Origin of the sequence: Exiguobacterium sp. s128 (assembly GCF_018618815.1) — a bacterium.
GTDB lineage: Bacteria > Bacillota > Bacilli > Exiguobacteriales > Exiguobacteriaceae > Exiguobacterium_A > Exiguobacterium_A antarcticum.
This window is the reverse complement of record NZ_JACSMT010000002.1, coordinates 67,161-91,861: the sequence shown is the minus strand read 5'-3', so window position 1 is coordinate 91,861 and position 24,701 is coordinate 67,161. Positions and strand designations below refer to the sequence as shown.

At 47.3% G+C, this 24,701-nt stretch carries 21 protein-coding genes; 17 read left to right on the top strand and 4 right to left on the bottom strand.

What is annotated here, in order from left to right:
- Positions 1-51: 51 nt before the first annotated feature.
- Together KNQ13_RS01540 and KNQ13_RS01535 are read right to left on the bottom strand one after the other, a co-directional pair.
- Positions 52-1,260 carry a murein hydrolase activator EnvC family protein gene (locus KNQ13_RS01540; protein ID WP_034774534.1) on the bottom strand — a complete coding sequence of 403 codons (1,209 nt, stop codon included), beginning with the start codon at positions 1,258-1,260 and terminating at the stop codon, positions 52-54.
- 327 nt (positions 1,261-1,587) lie between these two features.
- Positions 1,588-2,337 carry an SDR family NAD(P)-dependent oxidoreductase gene (locus KNQ13_RS01535; RefSeq protein WP_014969779.1) on the bottom strand — a complete coding sequence of 250 codons (750 nt, stop codon included), beginning with the start codon at positions 2,335-2,337 and terminating at the stop codon, positions 1,588-1,590.
- Between the two features lie 172 nt (positions 2,338-2,509).
- On the opposite strand from KNQ13_RS01535, the gene KNQ13_RS01530 reads away from it, so the two are divergent.
- The 3 genes from KNQ13_RS01530 to KNQ13_RS01520 all read left to right on the top strand — a co-directional run bounded on the left by KNQ13_RS01530 (position 2,510) and on the right by KNQ13_RS01520 (position 4,301).
- Complete coding sequence (locus KNQ13_RS01530; protein WP_026831011.1) at positions 2,510-2,944, top strand: YkvA family protein; 435 nt, start codon at positions 2,510-2,512, stop codon at positions 2,942-2,944.
- Between the two features lie 133 nt (positions 2,945-3,077).
- Positions 3,078-3,662, top strand: a complete 585-nt coding sequence (locus KNQ13_RS01525; protein WP_014969781.1) for a DedA family protein — start codon at positions 3,078-3,080, stop codon at positions 3,660-3,662.
- 12 nt (positions 3,663-3,674) lie between these two features.
- On the top strand, positions 3,675-4,301 hold the full coding sequence (locus KNQ13_RS01520) for an HAD family hydrolase (RefSeq protein ID WP_014969782.1): 627 nt from the start codon (positions 3,675-3,677) through the stop codon (positions 4,299-4,301).
- 43 nt (positions 4,302-4,344) lie between these two features.
- Here the strand turns inward: KNQ13_RS01520 and KNQ13_RS01515 are convergent, their stop codons facing one another.
- Positions 4,345-5,394, bottom strand: a complete 1,050-nt coding sequence (locus KNQ13_RS01515; protein WP_014969783.1) for a PTS sugar transporter subunit IIC — start codon at positions 5,392-5,394, stop codon at positions 4,345-4,347.
- A 199-nt stretch (positions 5,395-5,593) separates the two neighbouring features.
- Between KNQ13_RS01515 and KNQ13_RS01510 the strand changes: the two genes are divergently transcribed.
- Positions 5,594-6,592 carry an NADP-dependent oxidoreductase gene (locus KNQ13_RS01510; protein WP_236624429.1) on the top strand — a complete coding sequence of 333 codons (999 nt, stop codon included), beginning with the start codon at positions 5,594-5,596 and terminating at the stop codon, positions 6,590-6,592.
- A 60-nt stretch (positions 6,593-6,652) separates the two neighbouring features.
- On the opposite strand, the gene KNQ13_RS01505 is transcribed toward KNQ13_RS01510, so the two are convergent.
- Positions 6,653-6,814 carry a hypothetical protein gene (locus tag KNQ13_RS01505; protein WP_014969785.1) on the bottom strand — a complete coding sequence of 54 codons (162 nt, stop codon included), beginning with the start codon at positions 6,812-6,814 and terminating at the stop codon, positions 6,653-6,655.
- A 276-nt stretch (positions 6,815-7,090) separates the two neighbouring features.
- Here KNQ13_RS01505 and KNQ13_RS16180 point away from each other — a divergent pair, with 276 nt between their 5' ends.
- The 13 genes from KNQ13_RS16180 (at position 7,091) to pulA (ending at position 24,640) form a co-directional block, all read left to right on the top strand.
- On the top strand, positions 7,091-9,733 hold the full coding sequence (locus KNQ13_RS16180; protein ID WP_209547899.1) for a glycosyltransferase: 2,643 nt from the start codon (positions 7,091-7,093) through the stop codon (positions 9,731-9,733).
- The gene (locus KNQ13_RS01495) at positions 9,730-10,737 is read left to right on the top strand and encodes a class I SAM-dependent methyltransferase (protein ID WP_026831015.1); all 1,008 of its coding nucleotides are present in this window, start codon (positions 9,730-9,732) and stop codon (positions 10,735-10,737) included. The genes KNQ13_RS16180 and KNQ13_RS01495 overlap by 4 nt, the downstream gene beginning before the upstream one ends.
- Positions 10,629-11,951, top strand: a complete 1,323-nt coding sequence (locus KNQ13_RS01490) for a glycosyltransferase family 4 protein (RefSeq protein ID WP_236624410.1) — start codon at positions 10,629-10,631, stop codon at positions 11,949-11,951. The genes KNQ13_RS01495 and KNQ13_RS01490 overlap by 109 nt, the downstream gene beginning before the upstream one ends.
- Positions 11,948-13,186: a glycosyltransferase gene (locus tag KNQ13_RS01485; RefSeq protein WP_026831016.1), complete on the top strand. Its 1,239-nt coding sequence runs from the start codon at positions 11,948-11,950 to the stop codon at positions 13,184-13,186. Before KNQ13_RS01490 ends, KNQ13_RS01485 begins: the two co-directional genes overlap by 4 nt.
- Before the next feature lie 302 nt (positions 13,187-13,488).
- The gene (locus KNQ13_RS01480) at positions 13,489-14,781 is read left to right on the top strand and encodes a nucleotide sugar dehydrogenase (RefSeq protein WP_026831017.1); all 1,293 of its coding nucleotides are present in this window, start codon (positions 13,489-13,491) and stop codon (positions 14,779-14,781) included.
- Positions 14,778-15,578 (top strand): ABC transporter permease, encoded by an 801-nt coding sequence (locus tag KNQ13_RS01475; RefSeq protein WP_026831018.1) that lies wholly within the window; start codon positions 14,778-14,780, stop codon positions 15,576-15,578. Before KNQ13_RS01480 ends, KNQ13_RS01475 begins: the two co-directional genes overlap by 4 nt.
- A gap of 11 nt (positions 15,579-15,589) precedes the next feature.
- On the top strand, positions 15,590-16,420 hold the full coding sequence (tagH, locus tag KNQ13_RS01470) for a teichoic acids export ABC transporter ATP-binding subunit TagH (protein ID WP_014969792.1): 831 nt from the start codon (positions 15,590-15,592) through the stop codon (positions 16,418-16,420).
- Positions 16,421-16,434: 14 nt separating this feature from the next.
- Positions 16,435-17,544 carry a non-hydrolyzing UDP-N-acetylglucosamine 2-epimerase gene (gene wecB / locus KNQ13_RS01465; RefSeq protein ID WP_026831019.1) on the top strand — a complete coding sequence of 370 codons (1,110 nt, stop codon included), beginning with the start codon at positions 16,435-16,437 and terminating at the stop codon, positions 17,542-17,544.
- Complete coding sequence (locus KNQ13_RS01460; RefSeq protein WP_014969794.1) at positions 17,541-18,035, top strand: hypothetical protein; 495 nt, start codon at positions 17,541-17,543, stop codon at positions 18,033-18,035. Before wecB ends, KNQ13_RS01460 begins: the two co-directional genes overlap by 4 nt.
- Entirely contained in the window at positions 18,025-19,413 is a 1,389-nt protein-coding gene (locus KNQ13_RS01455; protein WP_026831020.1) for an MBOAT family O-acyltransferase, read from the top strand. Before KNQ13_RS01460 ends, KNQ13_RS01455 begins: the two co-directional genes overlap by 11 nt.
- A gap of 15 nt (positions 19,414-19,428) precedes the next feature.
- Positions 19,429-20,613 (top strand): DHHW family protein, encoded by a 1,185-nt coding sequence (locus tag KNQ13_RS01450; protein ID WP_209547900.1) that lies wholly within the window; start codon positions 19,429-19,431, stop codon positions 20,611-20,613.
- 12 nt (positions 20,614-20,625) lie between these two features.
- Positions 20,626-21,549, top strand: coding sequence for an LCP family protein (locus KNQ13_RS01445; RefSeq protein ID WP_209547901.1), 924 nt, complete (start codon positions 20,626-20,628; stop codon positions 21,547-21,549).
- Between the two features lie 178 nt (positions 21,550-21,727).
- Entirely contained in the window at positions 21,728-24,640 is a 2,913-nt protein-coding gene (gene pulA, locus KNQ13_RS01440; protein WP_026831021.1) for a type I pullulanase, read from the top strand.
- Positions 24,641-24,701: the final 61 nt, after the last annotated feature.

Genomic DNA, 24,701 nt, shown 5'->3' with positions numbered 1-24,701 from the left:
CACCAAAAACCCTCACCGGACTTATTCCGGTGAGGGTTTTTGCATCAACTGTTAGAAAAAGTCACTTGGATTCAGTTCGTTCGTCCGACCATTGGCATTATATTGATAACCGCCATCATGAATTTCAAAATGAAGATGGGGACCTGTCGAGTTTCCGGTACTGCCCAGTTTTCCGATTTGTTGGCCTTGTTTGACCTGTTGTCCTGCTTTTACGTTCAACGCGTTCATATGTGCATAGACCGTCGTATAGGTTTTTCCGCCAATGCTGTGCGACAAGTAAACATGGTTGCCGTAAGGACCACCAGAGCTTGCCTGAATGACAGTCCCGTTCGCCGAGGCGATGATGGGGGAATTAACGGGACCGGCTAAATCAATCCCGTTATGATAAGCGTATCCATTACCTCCACTCGCGGCACCCATGCCTTGGGAGATGGAACCAGTTGCCGGTTTGATGAATTTACCTTTTGCTTTTGAGAGCACTTTTGTACTTGTTTTCGTGATGGAAGCAGCTTGTTTTTCGGCTGCTCTTGCGGCACGGGCAGCAGCTTCTTGGGCTTTTAATTGTGCGGCGGCATCCTGTAAGCTCAAGATGTTTGTTTCGATCGACCGTTTTTCTGTTTTTAATCGACTGAGTAACGCTGTCCGTTTGATTTTTTCGGCTTTGAGTTCACGTTGTTTCTTTTTTAGCAGTATCCGATCATCGATCAAATCCATCCGCGTCTGCTTCAAGTCTTTTTGAGCAAGTGCCAATTGATGTTTGTTTTGTTCGTAATCTTTTAACAAAGAAGCATCGCTTTCGGCAATCGTGTTAAAAGCATGGAATCGACTGATCATATCGCCGACATCCTTAGCACCAAAGACGGCTTCGAGTAACGGATCATCGTCTGCTTTGGATTGTCGGACGGCTAAGCGATCGCCTAACATTTTTTCTTGTTTGTTGATCTTTTCTTTTAAGGTACGGATTTTTTTTTCCAATTGATTGATCTGTTTACGGTTGTGATTCATTTTTTGTTGATTCTCGACGACCTGCAATGTCAATCCATTAATCTGCTGATCGAGTGCATAGACCTTTTGTTGTGCTCGTGATAATTGTGTTTTTTTCTTGGAGAGCGCTTTTTTTTGTTTCGATTGTTGTTGTGTATGCTGTTGTTGTTTTTCTTTATAAGAACTCGTTGCCCCAACTGGATGCACCAGCGGGCTGAAGAGTAGTGTCATCGTCATGAGTGAAAGACCAAGCGTTTGCTTTAAAGAGGATTTCATAGGTAGACCGTTCATTCCTTTCTGGATGTTGTACATGTTTTGAAATGATACCTGTTCTACTCTAACAAGAAATGTCTCCAATCATCGTTACAGTTTCATTAAAAATATTATATGGGAATTATCAGGAGGTGATATTTTTTATCAGGAGCGATTAAGTTATAGTGACAACAGTTAAAGAAAACCGCTTGAAGAAAGGAAAAGATGAACAACACAAAAAAGTGAATGAAGACATTCACTTTTCATGAGGACCTGATATGTTTTTGTAACATTAAGAAAAGGGCATTAAAAAAGGTTTAAGTCCGTTGGAAAAAGGTTACTAAATCCGATTCACTCTTCGTAAATCATCTTTCGTGTCATTCCACCATCGAGGACCAACGTCTCACCTGTTAAAAAGTCATTTTCCGGATCTGTTAAAAACAGGGCCGCTCGTGCGACATCTTCCGGTTTTCCGACCCGACCAGCCGGGTGTTGGCTATGATCTTCTGGTGATAGTTCATGATAATTACCAGTCTCAATCCAACCGGGAGCAATCGCATTGACGAAAATCCGGTCCGGTCCTAAGGAAACGGCAAGCGCATGTGTCAAGGCAACGATACCACCTTTCGTAGCGGCATAAGATTCCGTATCCGGTTCGGACATGAAGGCGCGGGTCGAAGCCAGGTTGACAATCCGACCCCCAGCTGAATTCTTCTTCAGATAAGGAGCTGCGGCTTTTGTCGTCAAAAAGATACTGCGAAGATTCGTGTGTTGAACCCGATCCCATTCATCGAGTGATAGTTCAAGGAGAGGTTTTCGGACGATGATGCCCGCATTGTTAATGACGACATCGATGCGCCCTGTATGTTCGATGGCCTTATCGATCAATAGATCGACATCCTGTTCATCCTGGACATCTAGATGATAAAAATAAGCCGTTCCACCATCTGCTTCGATTTCTGATGCAAGATCATCACCTGTCATTTGGTCGATGTCTGCTAAAATGACTGTTGCTCCTTCTTTTGCATAGGTTTTGGCAAGTGTTGCTCCAATGCCGTTAGCGGCACCGGTAATGATGACGGTATGGTTGACATGGTTCATCTGAATCACTCCTAGGATGAGATCATATATCTAAGTAGACTTGCTTTATTCAAATAGCCGAAAATGAATCGATTAAAACCTACTGAAGACAAGGTGAGAGGATTATGAACATCACCTTTAGGGAACATAAGCAATAGCTGACTTTACTATTATGTGAATGGGGGATTTTTTGATGGATTTATCAAATCAAAAGCTCGAGACAGAACAAGAAAAATACGCAAATGAAGCTAAGTCGTATATCAATCAACCGAAAAAGACCAATTCCATGCTAAGACGAGCAACTGATAAAATAAATAAAAACTCAAGTTTATCAGTCGTGTTTTCTCCAGTCCGTTTATTGATTGATATGGTCCGGGCTTATCAATCAGGCGAATATCGAAACATTCGTCGGACGACGATTTTGAAAGTAATCGGTGCATTGATTTATCTCGTGTCGCCGATTGACCTCATTCCAGACTTCGTCCTTGGATTTGGATTCGCGGATGACATCGCGCTTATCTTATTCGTGACGAAAACCGTCTTTGAGGAATTGACACGCTTTAGTGATTGGCAGGACGAGCAACAAAAAGCACGCACACAACCACTCCAAAGTGAAGACGCCTATTGAGCATGTTCAGCCTGTTGTTGACTATGAGTCAGCAATGGGCTTTTTTGTCGTGAAAAAACGTGATTTCTGTACGCTACCTGAAAAGTTCGTTACACTAAAGACAGAAAAAGTTTTCGAGGGAAGGAGGTATGTGATGGCTTGGCACTCATGGGTTGAATCATATGGCTATTTCGGGATGATGTTGACGTTGATGTTTCCCTTTTTACCGAGTGAAGTCCCACTTGCCTACGCGGGTTATCTTGTTCATACGACTGAATTTAACCTGATCATCATGTTAATTGTCGCGGTCATCAGTTTTGTGATCAGTCAAAACATCTTTTTTACGATTGGACGGCTCGGAAGTGACCGCCTGCTGACACGTGTGTTTAAGTGGTTTCGGATTTCTGAAACGAAGATGAACCAATTTCAACGCCAAATGGATACACGGGGGCGCTTCATCCTCTTGTTGTCACCGATGTGGCGGATGGGATTTGCGATTGGAGCAGGATTAACGGGTGTCTCACGGTTGACGTTTACGATTGCGACGACGATTTCTTTTTTTGCCTGGTCGGTCTTTTTTATCTGGGGCGGAAAAAAACTGGGACACGGTATGATGGGACGACAACATGACCTGCACCACTACATACCTTGGTTGATTGGTCTTGTTGTGTTCGGAGCGGGGTACCTGTATTTCCGGAAAAAAACGTTAATGAAAAAACAAGAGGTATTAAAAAAATAGAGGAGTGTTCCTATGGCAGTGATTTTATTTGATATTGACGGTACGCTGATTGATTCGACAACTCAAATGACCGAAGCGATTCATTTGGCGATGGACGATATGCCACATCTCGTCAAACCTTCAAAAGAGAGTGTGCAATCGAGTTACGGATTAGCGGGGAGTGCCTTTTGGCGTCAGGCAATTCCAGATGCATCAGAGGAAGACATTCGGGCGATTCGGAAAAAACGCCACCATCATTTGGAACAGACGATGGTTGGACAAAAAATTTTATTTGACGGAATCCGGGATCTGTTAGCTGAACTGACAAAACGAGGACATATCGTATCGACAGCGAGTAACTGTGGTGTCCACTATTTAAATCTAGTCCTCGATAGTCAATCGATTCGTTCATATTTCACGAGTCCCAAATGTTTAGAGTCCGTCAATGGGAAACAAAAAGCTGATATCCTAGCTGCACACCGCGAAGAGTTTGGGGATGTCGAATATGTGATGGTCGGCGATCGTTCTTCTGACGTCGAAGCAGCACGACTCGAACATATGCCTGTTGCGATTTGCCATTTCGGATTTGGGACGGAAGAAGAATGGAAAACGGCTGATTATCAACTGGATACACCAGCCGATCTCTTGAAATATGTCTAACAAACAAGAAGCAGCCGCGTCAGCGAGCTGCTTCTTTTTCGTATCAATCGAAATCTAACCGATACTGTTCCGGATTCGTCCACGGCCGGAAGCGGCGAAAGAGTTGGTGGAACAGCAGACAAAGGACAATCGGTAGGACGATGAATAATCCGAAAACGAGAATAACATTCACCCAGGTCCAACCACCTGCCATCAAGTGTAAGGCGTTGATGGGACCAATCAGACCAGACATGCCGAAGCCGGCACTGAACGGAGTTCCTTGGATACCAAGCCATCCGGCTAACCCACCGAGAACAGCTGCACTGCAGATGACAGGAACAATCATGAGCGGATTTCGAATGAAGTTCGCCATTTGGATTTTGGGAGATCCTAAAAAATGAGCAATCGAAGTCCCTCGTGAATTAGCTTGCCAGCCGGCGATAGCGAGCCCGAACCCAGCCGCACAGACACCAAGATTAGCAGCACCTGCTGCAACACCAGACAGACTAATTGCTGTTGCGATACCGACTGTCGAAAGCGGGGAAACAATCAGGACAGAAAAGCTGACAGCCAAGGCGATTCCCATCCAGATCGGTTGGAGGATGGTGAATTGTGTTATCAATTGACCGATGCCGGCTGTGATTTTAGTGACGAACGGATAAGTAAGGACGCCAATTCCACCTGCACCGACGATGATCAAGGTCGGAATGACGAGTACGGTGTATGTCTTAAAACGATTGCCAATCCATAAAACGAGTGCTGTCGCGATGGCTGCCGTCAATCCGGCATTGATGACATCCCCCGTTCCGACAAATAAATAACCAGCCGTCTCGGTGCGGCTCGCGACTCCGGACCCCACGACGGTCGCAAGACCAATCGAGGTCGTTTCAATCGGTGTTGTCTTAAACTGCATCGCAACGGCGACACCGATCACCATCGGCAACAACCGCATCGCGAGAGCCGTCGAGTCGATGATATGTTGTGCGGGAGAAAAGTAAGGAAGCAAGGCTTTGGCAAGTTCGCCCAGCAATGCCCCGGGAATAAGAGCAACTAAAATACCGATACTGAGACCGTTCAATACGTGTACACCGAATTGCCGGTCAAACCGTTTCATGGTCGTGTTGATGAAAATCCACTCCTTAATGTATTGCTTTTATGCATAACAGTATAAAAGCGATGAATTGTGATTAATCATACGAAAGACCTTGCAGTACGTCAAGAGGAAAATGGAATTTTCTGAAAAAAGAAAAGCAAAGTATTCGCACTTCCAGAATAGGACTGCTAGAGTGAAGAGGTAAAAAATCGGGGAGGTAATAGTTATGTCAGAACAACAAATCGTATTAGCGAACAGACCAGACGGACGTCCGACACGGGAGACGTTCCGGTATGAATCAATTGAATTGAACCCACTGAAAACCGGTCAAGTCCTGTTAGAAACGCTTTATATCTCAGTCGATCCGTATATGCGTGGGCGGATGAATGATGCCCGTTCCTACTCGCAACCCTTTGAACTCGGTGCACCGATTCAAGGTGGAGTCGTCGCGCGGGTCATCGAATCCAAAAGTGATCTTCTCGCAGTTGATGATATCGTCGTCGGGATGCTCGATTGGGCGACGAAAAAAGTCGTCGATGCGAAACACGTCCGTAAGATCGATGCGACACTGGCTCCTGTCTCGACGGCACTTGGTGTGCTCGGCATGACAGGCATGACCGCTTATTTCGGCTTGCTTGATATCGGTAACCCACAACCCGGGGAAACGGTAGTGGTTTCAGCAGCGGCAGGCGCAGTCGGCTCGATTGTCGGTCAAATCGCTAAAATCAAAGGGGCACGGGTCGTCGGGATTGCCGGCAGTGCTGAAAAGATTCAATATCTTAAGGATGAACTTGGATTTGATGAAGTCATCAATTATAAAACCGAGCAAATCGGAGAAGCATTGGACCGGACATGTCCGGACGGAATCGATGTCTACTTTGAAAATGTCGGCGGTGAAATTGGTGATGCGGTTCTCGATCGTCTGAATCCATTTGCCCGTGTCCCGGTCTGTGGAGCAATTTCCGGATACAATGAAAAAGAGAATGTCGGTCCACGTGTTCAATCAAAACTGATCATTGCCCGCGCACGGATGCAAGGTTTCCTGGTCGGGGATTACGGCAAACGTTTTAAAGAAGCGGCGGAACAACTTGGTCAGTGGGTCAGCAATGGGGAGTTGAAGTACGAAGAAACGATTTTTGAAGGCTTTGATCAAGTCCCAGACGCATTTCTTGGTCTGTTTGACGGTTCGAATACCGGAAAATTGTTAGTCAAGTTATAAGAATACGTCAAAAAGGTTTTGCTTTCCTGACTGGAGAGCAAAACCTTTTTTTGGTCTGATTTATTGATCAGCAGGATTTGTCTTTAATTCTTCGACGTCTGGATCCGGATGCTGTGTTTCTGCCGGTTTGATCCCTGGATCAGATGTTTTTGCTGGTTCTGGATCCGGGTGTAAGCCGACATCCGCTGTTTCGTTTGGCAAGTCTTGTTTTTTATCCGTCATGAATGTTCATCCCCCTTGTCTTCGATATTTTTATATGTACCCGAAATATGGATTCTAAAAACGAAACAGACAGTTTGATGAGATTGATGTTTTGTGGCAAAACAAGACACGAACAAACTCGACTCCACACAATCGCATCCTCATTTGATGACAAATGTAAGGAAACAGGCCAGTTGCTTCACCAAGTCTTTACAAAAACCTTGCACGACCTTTAAGTCCTCTTTGAACTGGTCTCGTAGACTGAAACAGAGATGAATGAAGGAAGGGTGTATACGCGTGAGTGAACAAAAGTGGAAAAAAAGCATTATTGAACAATTAAACTGGGTGCGGACCGAACAGAAACGAATCCAATCGGCACCGGCGGCAAAACGTGCTTCAGTCGAGGGATTGAAACAGCTCGAGGTCTTACGGATGAAAACAACGGTTCGTCCTAAGTCATCACCACTTGAATCAAAAACGAAGCGTTATCACCAAGAAAGCAACAGGGAGTTGCTGAAGGAGATTGCGTATGAGGAAATCCCCGTGACGGGTGGCTCGCGTTATTACGAACGCCGTCCGCTTGAGGTGGCGATTGTTTGTTCAGAGTTCATGCATGCCTATTATCAGGACGCGTTACATTTACATTATGTCAATCCGGCAACGTTTACGGACGTCTTTGAGAAACCGATTGATCTGTTTCTCGTCGTTACGTCCTGGAAGGGTTTAAACGGTGAGGATTGGAAAGGGGTTGCGACACCAACCTCTAAAAAACGGCAGCGTCTGCTCGACATGATGAAGCAGGTGAAGGCAAAAGGAATTCCGGTTGTCTTCCAGTCGACGGAGGATCCAAGCAACTTTGACCGGTTCAGTGATTTGGCGAAAGCAGCCGACTATATCTTAACGTCAGACGAGGCGATGATTCCGGAATACCAAGTACTCTGTGGACATGATCGGATTGAAGCGACATCGTTTGGTGTCAATCCAATCATCCACAATCCGATTGGAGCGACACGAAGCCGCAAAAAACATGTTCTGTTTGCCGGCAGCTGGATGGCGAAGTACCCGGAACGTGTCAAGGATACCGAGATGCTATTTGATGGTGTTTTACGTTCCAATCACACACTCGATATCGTTGACCGCAACTACCAGTTAAATTTACCGGACTATCATTTTCCGGAACGTTACGTCTCGCGTGTTGCTCCGGCGATTCCCTATGATGCGTTGCAACAGGTCAGCAAATGTTATGACTGGGTGTTGAATCTAAACAGTATCAAGTACAGCAAAACGATGTGTGCGCGTCGGGTCTATGAATCGCAAGCACTCGGCAATCTGATTTTGTCGAACTACAGTATCGCCGTCAATAATGATTTCCCGAACGTCTTTACCATCCATGACCACCGAGAGGTGCAGGCGATTCTCGAACGGACGACACAAGGCGAGATTGATCGGCTCCGGGCGGAAGGGATTCGTTCCGTCATGTCGTCGCACACGGTCTATGACCGGATCGATCAATTGACGCGACTTCTCCAGCTGGAGATGCCGCCGGTAAAGCGGACACTCCTCGTCATCCTGCGCAATGCGACGCCGGAACTGGAACAGATGTTGACACGTCAATCAATCACAGCTGATGTAATCTGCCGCGAAGAAGACTTGACCGGAGCGCTTTATGCCGCAGCGGATCTCGTGACTGTGCTCGACGGTGCGGAATCGTACGGAGAGTACTATTTGGAAGACTTGGTGAACGGGTTCAAATACAGCGATGTGTCGATCACCCGCAAAACGTATACTGACGAAGCTCATTTCGTGATCCGGGAAGCCGCGGGTTCGACGGTGAACGCCATGATTTGGCGTGAGGCATTTCCGTATGAACAGTTCACCGAAGGAAAGATTGAGGGAGCGACCTTATTCCTGGATGCGCTCGAGTGGAACGAAGGTGGCGGTACAGCTGTCATAGAATCACCTGTTTTATCTGTCGTCGTCCCTATCTTTAACAATGGAAAGTATCTGACGTATAAATGTTTTGCCAGCCTCAAACGGATGGATCGGTTTGAGGAGGCGGAAATCATCTTAGTGGATGATGGATCGACGGATCGATTTACCCGTCAAGCGATCGATCGTCTGGCACGACGTCATGGGAATGTCGTGACCTACCTGTTTCCGACAGGCGGAAGCGGCAGTGCCTCGCGTCCGCGAAATAAAGGGGTCGAACTGGCCCGCTCGGAACGGATTGCTTTCCTTGATCCCGACAATGAGGTCTTAAGTGATCGGTATGCCGAATTGTTAGCCGAGTTGGATCAAGATCAGACACTCGACTTTGCCGTGGGACATATGAAGAAGTTGGCAGAAAAAACGAGTATCATCGCGTTGCCGAAGATCCGTAAACAAGGGCGGACAGTATGTGATCAACCGAAAGCCTATTTGTTAGAACACCGATTTGCCGTCCAAAGTATCCAGGCGTTGGTCGTCAACCGCCGTTTTCTGCAGGAACATCAACTGGAACAGGTCGTCGGAGCCGTCGGACAAGATTCACTGTTTTTCCAAGAGATGATGCTGCACGCAAACCGTGTCTTGCTTGTTAATCGTGTCATCCATTATTACTATGCCGCGGTTGCCGGTTCGACCGTCAACTCGTTGACGGTTCGTTTCTTCGAACGGAGTGTCGTCCGGGAAAAGGCACGGGCAGAAAAATTTGCCCGTTACGGTGTGCTCGATGCCTATAAGGCGACACGTTTTGAACATTTCTTTGAGCATTGGTATTTAGTGAAGCTACGGTATTGCAGTGATAAGGATTTTGCTCCTAGTGTCGCGTTACTGCGAATGATTGTTGCTTTTTACGAACCAATGAACTTAACGAACCCGCTGATTCGTCAATTCGTTGAGTTGGCGGACATGAAACGGACGGATGCGATTCAAACATTATTACTGGAGGAGGTCAGATGATGCAGACAAAACAGATGATGCGACCGAAAGATGAAATTCGGGCCGCCTATTATGATCAACTCGGTGTCGCATTCGGCAAAAAAGTCCGTTCGCGGGTCCACTGGATCATTCGGGAAACAAAAGGCAATCAAATTCTCGATATCGGTTGTTCCGGTGGATTGGTCCCGATTCTGCTCGGACGTGAAGGGAAGCAAGTTGTCGGTATCGATGTCTCGCCGGAAGCAATCGTGGAAGCGACGGCGGCATTAAGGGAAGAGGCACATTCCGTTCAAGAATTGATTCATTTGGAAGAGGCCAATCTGATGACATTCCAAACGTCTCAACGATTCGATACGGTCTTGATGACCGAGGTTTTAGAACATATCGGGGAACCGGAACGGTTTGTGGAAAAAGCCTGTTCCTTCTTAAAACCCGGTGGTCGGCTTGTCGTGACGGTTCCGTTCGGCGTAAACGATTATGCCGATCATAAACGGACGTACTATTTACAGCATCTGTTGGAACAATTAACACCGTACGGGACGATTGAACAATTGGAACGCATCGATAAATGGTTGGGTGTGACGTTGACGCTTCACCCGGAAAAACAATACTCGCGCACCGTCACGGAACAAGAAGTCAGCTGGCTCGAAACAGCATTCGAAGCGGTCGAACGGTTACATCTCACGGAAATCGTCCGCTTGAAGCAACTCAATAAAAAATGGGAACAGAAGCAACAAAAACAAGCGGAGATCGAGCTGGAACATACGGAGTTGATATCAGAGCGAGATCAACTCGCCCAACACATCATGGAGAAAGAAGAAGCGATTGAGTTGTTGACACAACAGTATCAGTTGGTGCTCGCACGATACGAAGGGGCACTTGTGTCGAATCTGGATGTCTTGGAGGCGAATGCAGAATGGAAATCAAAATACCGGTCACTCGCAAATTCAAAGCTCGGAAAAATCGTCATCCGTTACTGGAAATTCAGACGAAACGTAAAGAAACGACGGGGCCGGAGACGATGAACGTCCTGATGATTTGTCAAAATTTTTATCCGGAAATCGGCAGTGCTGCGAACCGGATGAAAAATATCTTCAAACGGATGGAGCAACAAGGCAGTGAGGTCCATGTCTTGACGTCGGAACCGCTCTATCCGACGGCTGAATTGTATACAGATGCAATGTTCTGGGATGAGCCGAGCTTAGATGCTGCCAAAATCACGCGGATTCAGCCACGTGATCTTCGGGCGACGACGAATTTATGGCGCAGACTTCACTTATTCATTGAACAGTTCGTCTTAGCTGTGCAAGAGGTACGTCATGATAAAAAACAATATGCCTACATTTATGCGACGACACCGTCGATCTTCATGGGACTGGTCGGAGTCGTCGCCAAACACCTTAAAAAAGCACCACTGATTCTGGATGTTCGCGACCTATGGCCGGAATCACTGGTCGGTGTCGGGATCACGAAATCACGGTTGCTATTAGCACCGCTCTACTGGCTCGAAAAATGGATGTATCATCAAGCGGATCAAATCGTCATCAACAGTGAAGGATTTCGGTCCTATATCGAAAGCAAAGGAATCGCCTCGGAGAAGATTCACTACATTCCAAATTCGATTGAAGAAAATGAATGGTTGATCAAACGGCGAAAAGTGTCGGAACAAGTCCGCGTCGTCTATACCGGCAACATCGGGCTGGCGCAGGATGTCTTTTTATTGCTCGATGTCGCAGAACAATTAAAAGAAGATGCCCAGATTGAATTCCATGTCGTCGGATACGGGTATCACAAGGAAAAATTTGAAGCACACGTCTTAGAGCGTGGACTGACGAATATTCATTTCATGAATGCGATGCCACGATGGGATGCGCTGAAACAACTCGCCAAAAGTGATATCGCCTTTGCGACGTTAGTCGAGAGTACGGCGTTTGATACGGTAACGCCAGGTAAGATCATCGACTACATGGCGATGGGGTGTGCGGTTGTCGGAGCAGTCTCGGGACACGCTGCAAAAGTGATTGAGGACGCAGGTGCAGGGTTCGTCTCCCGCGAGCGCAGTCGCGAAAAAATCGTCGAGCATATTCGTTATCTGGCGGAACATCCGCAAGCACGCAGCGCGATGGGGCAATCGGGTGTACGGTATGTCCAGGCTCATTTTGACTGGGAGCAAAATCAAGAGCGGTTGTTTGAGGCGATCCGCCAAACCGATCTTCAGATACTAGGGGTGAGCAAATGAAACGAGTCGGTATGTTTGTCTGGAACACGTTTACGAATGACGCCCGTGTCTTACGGGAATGTACGGCGCTCGCTGAAGCTGATTACCACGTTGATCTGTATTGTCTCAATGATGGAAGCTTACCTAAAATGGAACACCATCCGGCAGGGTTTCGCATCCTTCGCATCGACCGGACGCCACCACTTGAAACCATCCTGCGCCGGATCCGCAAGCGTAATCCAATTACGCTGATGGCCGGCGCAGGATTGCTGTTGTTATTTCCTTGGCTAATCCCGGTCTTATTGATTCTGTATGTGTTGCAGAAAAGTCGATTTGTCCGCTACGCGCTTTACAACAGCTTCGGAATCGTCCGCATGACACGTGCGGCGCGCAAGCATTCGTATGACATCATGCACGCAAATGATTTAAACACGTTACCACAGGCAATTTTTTCCGCAAAAGGAGCTAAAATCGTCTACGATTCGCATGAGGTCCAGACAGACCGGACAGGTTATGGAAAAGGACAAGGTCTATTCGAGCGTCACTTGTTACGTTTCGTGGATCGAACGATTGTTGAGAATGAGACACGAGCCGATTATCACGCGTCACTGTATGGAGAACGGCCTGCCGTTCTCCATAATTACCCGTTCTATCAAGAATTTGTACCCAGCCCACGACCGTTACATCAAGAACTTGGTATTAGTGAGGACGAACCGATCCTGCTGTACCAAGGCGGTATCCAGGAAGGACGGGGGCTCGAACGACTGATTGAAGCGATGCCTTTTATCCGAAGCGGGACGTTACTGTTCATTGGTGACGGAAAAATCAAGACGCGGCTTCAAGAGTTAGCGGCGCAATCCCCGGAACGAGAGCGGATTCATTTTCTGAATAAAGTACCCCTCGATCAATTACCAACTTATACGGCAGCTGCGACAGTCGGTTTTCAAGTCTTACAAAACGTTTGTTTTAATCATTATTCCGCTTCTTCGAATAAGTTATTCGAATACATGGCAGCACTCGTTCCGGTCGTTGCGGCAGATTTGCCGGAAATCCGTCGTGTCGTCGAGACGGAAGCCGTCGGGTTACTCGTTGACGTCGAATCTCCGGAAGCGATTGCTGTTGCCGTAAACCAAATCGTCGAGGAAGACGGCTTGCGTCAGGCGATGAAAGAACGGACAAAGCAGGCGCGCCGGAAATACAACTGGGATAAAGAAAAAGGCCGGTTGTTGCATGTCTATCGTGAAATGATGAGGTGAATGAACGAGAAAGATGGCGGAAATCAATCAACATGCAGGCAAATCCACGACAGGAAGCAACGAAATGGACCGGATTCGGTTGTTTGTTTGACGAATGAAAAGAATCTTCGTCGATTATTTACAAGCTTTACAAAAAGGATAGGAAACGTCTTGAATGTAAGGTCTGTGAAGAATGGTTTAAGAGATGGTTAGAACCATTGGAAACACAAGCAATTGTCGTTATGGTCTAGTTACAGCCACGACACAGCCGGCGTTTTGCCGGCGTGAAGGACTAACTCGTAACTAGATGGAGGAATGACAAAATGAAACTTTGTACAATTGGACTCGGATATATTGGATTACCTTCTTCAGCCATGTTTGCAGATCACGGAACGGACGTCGTCGGGGTCGACATCGACCCACGCATCGTCAAGATGTTGAATGCGGGAGACATTCATATCGAAGAACCGGGACTCGAGGACGTCATCAAACGTGTCGTCGCAAACGGAAAGTTTCGGGCAACGTTGACACCGGAACCGGCAGATGTCTTTTTGATTGCTGTTCCGACACCGAATTTAAATGACACCTATAAATCATGTGACTTGAAGTATGTCCTTGCCGCTGTTCGGAACATGTTGCCGCACGTTCAAAAAGGGAATGTCCTCATCGTCGAATCAACGATCGCACCGCGGACGATGGATGATCATGTCCGTCCGTTGATTGAAGCAGCCGGCTTCGTCATCGGAAAAGACGTCTTTGTCGTTCATTGTCCGGAACGTGTGCTTCCGGGACAAATCCTACATGAGTTGATTCACAATAACCGGATTGTCGGTGGATTGACACCGGCGTGTGCGGATGCCGGTGCGGCCGTCTATGAAACGTTTGTCCAAGGTGAAATCGTCAAGACGGATGCGAAGACGGCAGAGATGTCGAAGTTGATGGAAAATACGTTCCGTGATGTCAACATCGCCTTAGCGAACGAATTGACGCAAGTCTGCCATAAGCTTGAGATCAATGTCCTGGATGTGATTGAGATGGCCAACATGCATCCACGTGTGAATTTACATCACCCGGGACCCGGTGTCGGTGGACACTGCCTGGCGGTTGACCCATACTTCATCGTCGCCAAAGCACCGTCCCTTGCGCGGATCATTCATACGGCACGGGAAACGAACGTCAATATGCCGCACTTCGTCGCGGAACAGGCAGAACGCCTTGTTGCGTCGCACGTGCGACCAAAAATTGCCGTGTTCGGTGTCACATATAAAGGAAACGTCGATGACATGCGCGAAAGTCCGGCTGTTGATGTGATCGAACAATTGATTGACCGTGGACTCGATGTAGCAGTCTGTGACCCACACGTCGCACGTTCGATTTCGTCACGTTTTGAGCTCGTCGATGAAATCGAAGCAATCAAAGGGGCGGACCTTGCGCTTGTACTCGTCGATCATGACGAATTCAAACAGTTTGATTCCCGACGTCTGGCGAATCAGATGCGGACACCGGTCTTATTTGATACAAAAGGTATCGTCCAGCCGCTTGAAGACATCACCGTATTGAACTTCGGCAACTTGCATACGTATCAAACGACGGAAGTGGATGCGAAGGCGATATGAACGGGGTTGGCACAATTGGGAAAGAGTTGAAAGATCATTTTTATCTGATCTTTCGTCTTTCGCTTTATGAAACGAAAAGTCAATACAGCATGCAATATCTCGGTTGGTTTTGGGAAATCATGACGCCGCTCCTGCAGATTGGTGTCTACTGGGTCGTGTTTGGCTTCGGGATCCGTGGAGGAAATCCGGTCGACGGGATTCCGTTCGTCTTTTGGTTGGTCAGTGGATTGATCGCCTGGTTCTTCATCGGCAGTACGATTCCAAGCGGTTCACGATCGATTTACGGGCGGGTCGCCCTTGTTTCGAAAATGCATTTTCCCCTAAGTACGATACCGGCCTATGTCATCCTGGCACAATTTTACCGTCACCTCGCGATGATTGTCCTGACGATCATTCTCGGCATGGCCTTTGGTTATTTTCCGGGGTGGCATACGTTGGAATTGTTGTATATCGTCCCGGCAGGCGTCATCTTCCTGTATGCGGTCTCACTGTTATTGTCGGCACTGGCGACGATGATTCGAGATGTCCAAAACATGGTGACGTCAGCTATCCGGATGTTGATGTATTTGACACCGATCATGTGGATTCCACCGGACCACAGTTTATTCAAGACCTTGTTGATGATCAATCCGCTCGTTTATTTGATCGAAGGATATCGTTCTGCTCTGATTGGAACGGGATATTTACTGGATCACGTCTGGTACGGTGTCTACTTCTGGACCATCACATCCGTTTTATTAATAGTAGGAGCAGCGGTCCATCTACGATTCCGGCGGTACTTCATTGATTATGTCTAGGAGGAAAAACCATGAGTCACGTCGTATTCGAAAATGTTTCAAAACGCTATGTCTTGTATGCCCGACCGATTGATAAATTAAAAGAAGTGTTGTTCGGTAAAGTCAGCGGCAAACCGTTTTATGCATTAAAAAACGTCTCGTTTTCCGTCGAACAGGGGGAAATCGTTGGTGTGGTCGGCATCAACGGGAGTGGGAAGTCGACCTTGTCGCATCTGCTCGCAAACGTCACACCACCGACATACGGGCGTGTGACGCTTGGCGGGAAGTCGGCGTTGATCGCGATTTCCAGTGGTCTCAACAATCAGTTGACCGGACGGGACAACATCGAACTCAAAGGGTTGATGATGGGACTGACGAAAAAACAAATTCAGGCCATCACACCGGACATTCTCGAATTCGCCGACATCGGCGACTTCATTGATCAGCCCGTCAAGACGTATTCGAGCGGGATGCGGGCACGTCTTGGTTTTGCCATTTCCATCAATATCAATCCGGATATCCTCATCATCGATGAAGCCTTATCGGTCGGTGATCAGACATTTACGGAAAAATGTCTGGATAAGATGCGAGAGTTTCGGGATCAGGGCAAAACAATCTTTTTTGTCAGTCATTCCTTAAATCAAGTCAAAAGTTTTTGTACGAAAATTCTTTGGCTCGAGTATGGAGAGGTCCGGATGTTCGGACCAACGGCAGAAACAATGGCGGAGTATAACAAATATTTATACTGGTACAAGCAACTGACAAAAAAACAAGCCACGCATTATGTCACGAAAAAAAGAACAGGGCGAAGTGATGAGATCGAGCGTTCGACACGCGGTGAAACGATCGAGTTGTCGTCATGAATAATAGATAGGGGATGGAACGAATGAAACGAGTCATGTTAGTGTTCGGAACGAGACCGGAAGCGATCAAGATGGCGCCTGTCGTCAAAGCGTTAGAAAAACGAGAAGGCGTCGAACCGATTGTCGTCGTCACGGCACAACACCGGGAGATGCTCGACCAAGTCCTTGAATTGTTCCAAATCGTTCCAGACCATGATTTAGACTTGATGCGACCACGTCAGACACTTGAAGAGATGACAGCACGGATTTTAAATGCGATGCGTCGTGTCTTAGAAAAAGAGCAACCGGATTTGGTGTTAGTCCATGGGGATACGACAACGACATTCGCTGCTTCGCTGGCGGCCTTTTATCAGCAGATTCCAGTAGGTCATGTCGAAGCCGGATTGCGGACGTATCAGAAGTATGCACCGTTCCCGGAAGAGATGAATCGTCAACTGACAGGCGTGCTCGCTGATTTTCATTTTGCGCCGACCGAGCAAGCAGCGGAAAATCTGCGCCGTGAAAATAAACAAAGTCCGATCATCGTCACGGGAAATACCGTCATCGATGCGTTAAAAACGACGGTTTCTCAGGACTATACACATACTGTGTTGACTGATCTCGAAGCAAGTGGACGTAAGTTGATTTTGTTGACCGTCCATCGACGGGAAAATCATCTCCAGTTGTCGCGTATCTTTGATGCCATCGAACGATTGGCAGACAGCCATCCCGACATCGAAATCATCTATCCGGTCCATCCGAATCCAATCGTACTCGAGGCGGCGGAACAATTGAAACATCACCCGCGAATTCGGTTGATCGAACCGCTCGATGTCTTTGATTTTCATAACTTAGCAGCCCGTGCGACCTTGATTTTGACGGATTCTGGCGGGATTCAAGAAGAAGCGCCTTCGCTTGGCGTACCGGTACTTGTCTTACGCGAGACGACGGAACGTCCGGAAGGTGTCGAAGCGGGAACGTTGAAACTCGTCGGGACGGATCCGGAACGCATTTATACAGCGGGACATCTGTTACTGACGGATGAAGTCGCCTATGAAGCCATGGCGCAAGCGGCGAATCCATACGGAGACGGTCATGCGGCAGAGCGGATCGTTGATGCGATTTTGAGTGAGGTACCGGTATGACTGCTCGCTCACTTGAACTGGCAAGCTATCAGTTCTTTCCGCAGGGGAATCGAGAAAAAATTCTACTAGAAGAAAATGCAGAGGGTGTCTGGTTCGATTTTCAACAGGCGGATCCGACGGATAAATTGTACATTCAACTGTTTGATCAAGGGTTTCAATATCCGCCGTCGAAGCTGTATCGCGCAGACGCAGCATTTGAGCAAGCGGATGTCATCACGATCACCTGTGAGCTCGAAGCAAATCAATCGTGCGACATCCAAATCTTCAAGATGCAGTACGGGCAAAAAAAACGGATGCACTCAGAAACCGAATGGCTGACTTTAGACGGTCCGACGACGTGTTCACTTCAACTGAAGCGAATCAAAGGAGCCGATTATTTCAAGATTGCCTTCAAATTTTTACTTGAAGGGGATATGCGGGTTCGGTTGACGGCACTACACGTCAACCGGCTTGTTCCGATCAAGCAGGAGGAATCCTATCATGTTATTTAGTTCGACGATTTTTTTATTTTTATTCTTACCAATCGTGTTGCTTGTCTACCACTTGTTGCCTCGCGTGTTTCGAAACGGCTGGCTCCTCGTAGCGAGCCTTTTCTTTTATGCCTGGGGTGAACCGAAGTTTGTTTTGCTGATGCTGACCAGTATTCTGATTAATTACCTGTTTGCGTTGGCTGTACACACGTATCGCACACGAATTGGTGTCAAATGGATCATGTTCAGTATGATTGCCGTCAACCTTGGTTTACTCGGTTGGTTTAAGTACAGCGGTTTTTTTGTTACGTCACTCAATGAGACGTTCCAAACGTCCTTGTTTGTCCCGGAAGTCGTTTTACCAATTGGGATTTCATTTTTCACTTTCCAAGCGATGAGTTATGTCATCGATGTGTACCGTCAAGCGGGGAAGGTCCAAAAAAATCCGCTTGATCTTGCGCTCTATATCGCTTTGTTTCCCCAGTTGATTGCCGGTCCGATTGTCCGTTACGAAACGGTTGCGGACGAAATCAACCATCGGCAGGAAACATTGCCGGAATTTGCACAAGGTGTCCGTCGCTTCATCATCGGTTTATCGAAAAAGCTGATTTTAGCCAATGGATGTGGACAGGTCGCGGACACGATTTTTAACATGAAGGATTTATCGATGGGACTCGCCTGGATTGGGATCATCGCCTATGCCTTACAAATTTACTTTGATTTTTCCGGATACAGCGATATGGCGATTGGACTTGGATTGATGTTTGGGTTCCATTTTCTTGAGAACTTTAACTATCCCTATATCTCAAAATCTGTCTCTGAATTTTGGCGTCGTTGGCACATTTCGTTAGGTTCTTGGTTCCGGGACTATGTTTACATTCCACTTGGCGGAAATCGGGTCTCACCGTGGAAGCAGTATCGTAATCTCGGAATCGTCTGGATGCTGACCGGACTGTGGCACGGTGCAAGCTGGACGTTCGTTGCCTGGGGGGTCTACTATGGGATCTGGATCATGCTCGAGAAAGCATTCCTTGGGAAACTGTTGGCACGGGTTCCGGTGTTCGCGACCGTCTGGACACTCGTGCTTGTCTTAGTCGGTTGGGTCTTTTTCCGGGCAGAAACGTTCCCGGAAGCGATCACATACATCCAAGCGATGTTCGTCCCAGATGTGTTGTGGGATGACCGCGCCAGTTATCAACTCGTCCAAAATGGTGTCATCTTAACGCTTGCTTGTTTTGCTGCGACACCGATTCCAAAGCGGATCGGAGAACGATTTGTCGAGTCAGCGGGTAAGGTTGGACAGACAGTGCAGTATGGTTATGCGATGGTCTTGTTGTTTCTCGCGACATCGGCGCTTGTCGCAAGCACGTTCAATCCCTTTATTTATTTCCGTTTTTAGAAAGGAGAAGACGAAATGGCACAACCAATCGAACGTAAACCAACAGAAGTCGGTCAACCGTCCTCTTCCTTTGAACGGACGATGATGTGGCTGACGACAATCAGTTTTTTCGTCATCCTGATGACGATCGGGGTGGGGACGATCCTTCGGGAAGACCGGGGCAGTTCCCAGCTTGAAAATCGAGCGCTTGCTCAGTCCGTCGAGCCGACTGTCCAAGGCATTACTTCGGGTGACGACATGGTGAAGATGGAAAATTATTTCACGGACCAATTACTATTGCGCGGCACCTTTGTTGAGATGCAGGCAGGATTGTCTAAAAATGTCTTGCGGCAACCGTTTCGTAACGGCATTTACACGGCGAAAGACGGTTACTTGATTGAGCCGAGCCAAGCGGCGCAACCGGTCGTCCCTTACGCCTTTCAACAGTTCACGCAAGATGTTGGCCGTCCGGTCTTCTTTGCACTCGCACCGTCGAAAACCGTCATTGCAGAGCGGGACGGAATCATTCCAAGTTATGTCGCTTCGAATGCGGAACAACGGTACGAAACGATGCAAGCCGGGTTCACGAAAGCGGGCATCACATCGATTCCCCTCGACGCGTTACGGTTATCCGATTACTTTAAGACAGATCACCACTGGAATGTAGACGGCGCCTATCAAGCCTATGGTGAAATCATCCGGACGGTCGGGAAAATCGAACCGACGTTAAAAAAGGTTGAAGTGGACCCTGAATCAAAACGATCGTCGGAATATCCTTACTTTGGTTCACTCGCCCGCAAGACGACACTGGCGTATGCGAGCACAGGAGACATGATTGAATATTACGACGCGAATCAATTCAAGGGAATTGATGTCTGTTATGACAAGGCGTGTGGACAACCTTTGATTGATGAGCAGTTCATCAAGGAAGAAGGAGACTATGCCGATCGGTATGAAGTGTTCATGCGCGGCAACCACGGCATTTTATCGATGACATCGAAGACGAAGGGACCAAAATTACTTGTCCTCAAGGACTCGTTTGCGAATCCTGTCCTCCCATTTCTCGCCAAGAGTGCCAATCTGGAAGTCGTCGATATTCGGTACGTCACTAAAGATTTTGATGCTTCTGAATTCGCGAAGCAAAAAAACGTCGATGCCATCGTCTTTTTACACAATGCGAACATCGCTGGCTTGATGAAGACGTATCAGCAGAAATTGTAAGGGAGGTGCCGCATGAGATCACGTCTACGAAAAAAGCAACGGCCGATTGGCTGGCGAATCGTGAGTGCCGTGTTGTTATTGTTTGTCTTAACGATCAGTGCGACGACAGGATATGCATTTTTAAAATTTCAGCAAACAGCTGATGCGTTCATCACGCCATTAAAAGGGGAAAAAAAGCTTCCGCTCGAAGTGATGCAACCGGTCAATGTATTATTGATTGGAGTGGATGAACGAAAGAACGATCCAGGACGCGCCGATGCGATCATGTTGCTATCGTTTAACCCGAAAACAAAACAAGCAACCTCCCTTTCGATTCCACGTGATATGCAGGTGACGCTTAAAAACGGTGAGAAAACAAAAATCAATCACACGTATGCTTATGGCGGGGTCGAAGAGACGATTGAAACGGTCGAGCAGACGTTTGAGACTAAAGTCCCGTACTATGCCAAAATCAATATGGATGGATTGATTGAACTCGTTGATGCGGTTGGCGGGGTGACCGTTGACAATCCAGCTGCCTTCAGTTGGAACGATCGACGTCTGCAGAAGGACTACGCTGAAGGGAAAATCAAACTGGACGGACTCGAGGCGAGTGGATACGCGCGGATGCGAAAACAAGATCCGCTTGGGGACATGGGACGGCAAATCCGTCAACGTCAAGTGTTAAAGGCAGTCGGCATGAAACTTGCCGGTCCTGATGTTCTGACGAATTTAGAAGAAGTCAGTCGTGTCCTGAAAAATAACTTCAGTACGAATATCACGTTTTCAGAGGCGGCTCAACTGGCGCAAGAAAATCAAACCGGTTTTGAACGTCTAAAACCGTTGAAACTGGACGGTGAAGGATACATCGCGAGTGATGGTGTCTGGTATTTCTTTGCCTCGGATCAATCGATGCAAGAAGCCAGACAGGAAATCGATGAAGTGACGAAAAGTTAACGACACCACTGTCAACGACTGACGCAAGAGGGCATTCCTTTTGTGCAGTCTTTTTTAGTGTTCCTGTTGGTCCAAAAGTCTTATTTTCTTTAGCGGACTAAAATAAGCTTTGACAGAACTGCAGAACGAATGGAAAATGGAAATGAAAACGATTACATAAAACCAAGGAGGATACGGTATGAATCGATTGAAGTCAGTCTGTGCAGTTGTGCTAACGTTTGCACTGATATTTAGTTTATTTCCAGTAAACGGTTTGGCACTGGAAAAAGGAAAATCGACACTCGTCATCATTCACTATAAAGAGGATAAAACGTCACAAAAAGATTGGAATCTCTGGTTATGGGCCAATGGACCGGATTACTTCCCGAATAAGGCACACGCTTTTAATGGCGAGGATGCTTATGGAAAGATCGCAGCTTATGAATTTCCAGTCGATCAACCGGAAAAAATTGGTTTCATCGTCCGGGATGACGATTGGAACAAAGATGCTGGTTCAGAAAGCGACCGGTTCATCACAAAAGACATGATCAAAGACGGCGTCGCAGAAGTGTGGATCGAGTCAGGTAGTAAAGAGGTATCACCTGTCAATCCAACGGGTGGTAGTGACGTCGAATCCGTCAATACGAATATTCATTATTACCGTTACGATAATGATTATGACAAGTATGGAGTATGGGCATGGCCAAATGCTCAAGACGGAAAACGGTTTGAATTCGACGCTCAAGATGAGTTTGGTGCTGTTGCCAACGTCACACTGGCGAACACGACAAAGGAACGTCTTGTCGGAATCATTCCTCACATCGAAGGCTGGTCGGAAAAAGACGGCGCGGATCGTTTTTATTACGCGGGAGCAAAAGACATTTGGCTGATCGAAGGCGATCAGACCGTGTATTACGGTAAACCGGACATCGACCGGACACCAAAATTCACAAGCTTTTTAGCCGATGATTTTAAGAAGATGACGCTCAAAACGAATTCACCGATGACGGCAGAGGATCTGAAAACATTAACGTTCAAAGGTCTTAACAATCCGGTCGTGAAACAGGTAGATGCGAAAACACTTGAAGTCACGGTAGCATCGGACATTGATCTCGCGAATATCGTCACCGTGTCACATCCGGTGTTTGGCGAAGGAATCTTAGAAGCAGGGAAAATCTTGCGTTCCGATGCCTTCGATCAAAAATATGCGTATGACGGTAAACTCGGCACTTCGTACCAAAAAGGCAAAACGACGTTCCGTGTCTGGGCACCGACTGCCCAAGCTGTTGAACTCGAGCTGTACAAGTTACCGAAAAAACAAGCGGCAACAACAAAAGATATCGTCCGTGAAGTCAAGATGGTCCGTGGCGACCGTGGTGTCTTTACGGTCACCGTCAAAGGAGACCTTGACGGAACAGGGTACACATATGAAGTCAAACATGCCAAAGAAACGACACGGGCAGTTGATCCGTATGCGACGGCTGTTGCTGTCAACGGGGACCAAGGGGTTGTCGTCGATTTAAATGAAACAGATCCAAAACGTTGGACGAAAACAAAAATGCCATTAAAACAAGCGACGGATGCCATCATTTACGAAACACATGTCCGTGACTTGTCGATGTTCGACGTCACGGGGACTACGTATGATTCAGGCATCAAACAAAAAGGGAAATATCTTGGCGTCGTCGAACCCGGCACACGTTTGATGAAAGACGGCAAAAAAACAAAAACGAAGACCGGTCTTGATCACTTAAAAGAACTCGGAATCACCCATGTCCAGTTCATTCCTGTGTATGATTTCAATACGGCTTCTGTTGATGAGACAAATCCACTCAAAACATACAACTGGGGCTATGATCCGAAGAACTATAATGCACCAGAAGGTTCGTACGCAACCAATGCCTATGATCCGAAAGTCCGGATCAAAGAGATGAAACAGATGATTCAAGGGTTACACGACAACGGATTACGTGCCGTGATGGATGTCGTCTACAATCATATGTTTGACGCAAAAGCCTCGAACTTGGATAAAATCGTTCCAGGGTATTACTACCGCTACACAGAAGGCGGCGATTTAGCGAATGGAACGGGTGTCGGTAACGATACGGCTTCTGAACGGAAGATGATGCACAAATTGATCGTCGATTCGGTTGACTACTGGGCAAAAGAATACCGTTGGGATGGATTCCGCTTCGATTTGATGGGGATTCATGATGTCAAAACGATGAATGCCGTCAAACGGACGACAGCGAAAATTGATCCGTCGATCCTCGTCTTTGGGGAAGGTTGGAGTTTAAGCACACCACTCCCGGAAGCGGACAAGGCCAATCAGACGAATGCCAAACAGATGCCGGGTATCGCACATTTCAACGATAACTTGCGTGATGCGATCAAGGGCAGTGTCTTTGAAGATACGGAAGCTGGTTTCGTCAACGGCAAGACGGGTCTTGAAACACGAATCAAACGCGGAATCGTTGGTGAGATCGCCTACAACAAAGACATCACCGGATTTACAGCAGAACCGGGTCAAGCGATCACGTATGTCGAAGCCCACGATAACCACACATTATGGGATAAGTTGAACTTAACGAACCCGACGGATACAGATGCAACGAAAACCAAAATGCACCGTCTCGCGTCAGGTATTTTACTGACGTCACAAGGAACAACATTCATCCACGCAGGGCAGGATTTCATGCGGACAAAAGGTGGCGACCACAACTCGTACAAGTCACCGGACTCCGTCAACCAGCTCGACTGGAAACGAAAAATGGATCGTCAAGCCGATGTCGATTACATGAAAGGACTGATCCAAGTCCGAAAAGCGAACCCAGCGCTTCACTTAGGTTCAGCAAAAGACATCCGACGTTATCTGACGTTCAACGACGCACCGGAACAGGTCGTTGCCTATCAGTTAGCGGATGAGGCACCACAGCAAAAAACTGACCTCTACGTCGTCCACAATGCGAAACGTCAAGCGGTCAAGATGACGTTACCAAAAGGGACATGGCATGTGATCGTCGATGGTAAGACGGCAGGAACGAAAACACTTAAAAAAGTGTCTGGTAGCCTTACGGTCGATCCGCTCAGCTCGTACGTATTAAAAAAATAAAGACTAAAAAACGAGCCGCCCCTGTGAATGACTCACAGGGGCGGCTCGTTTTTTAGAATCA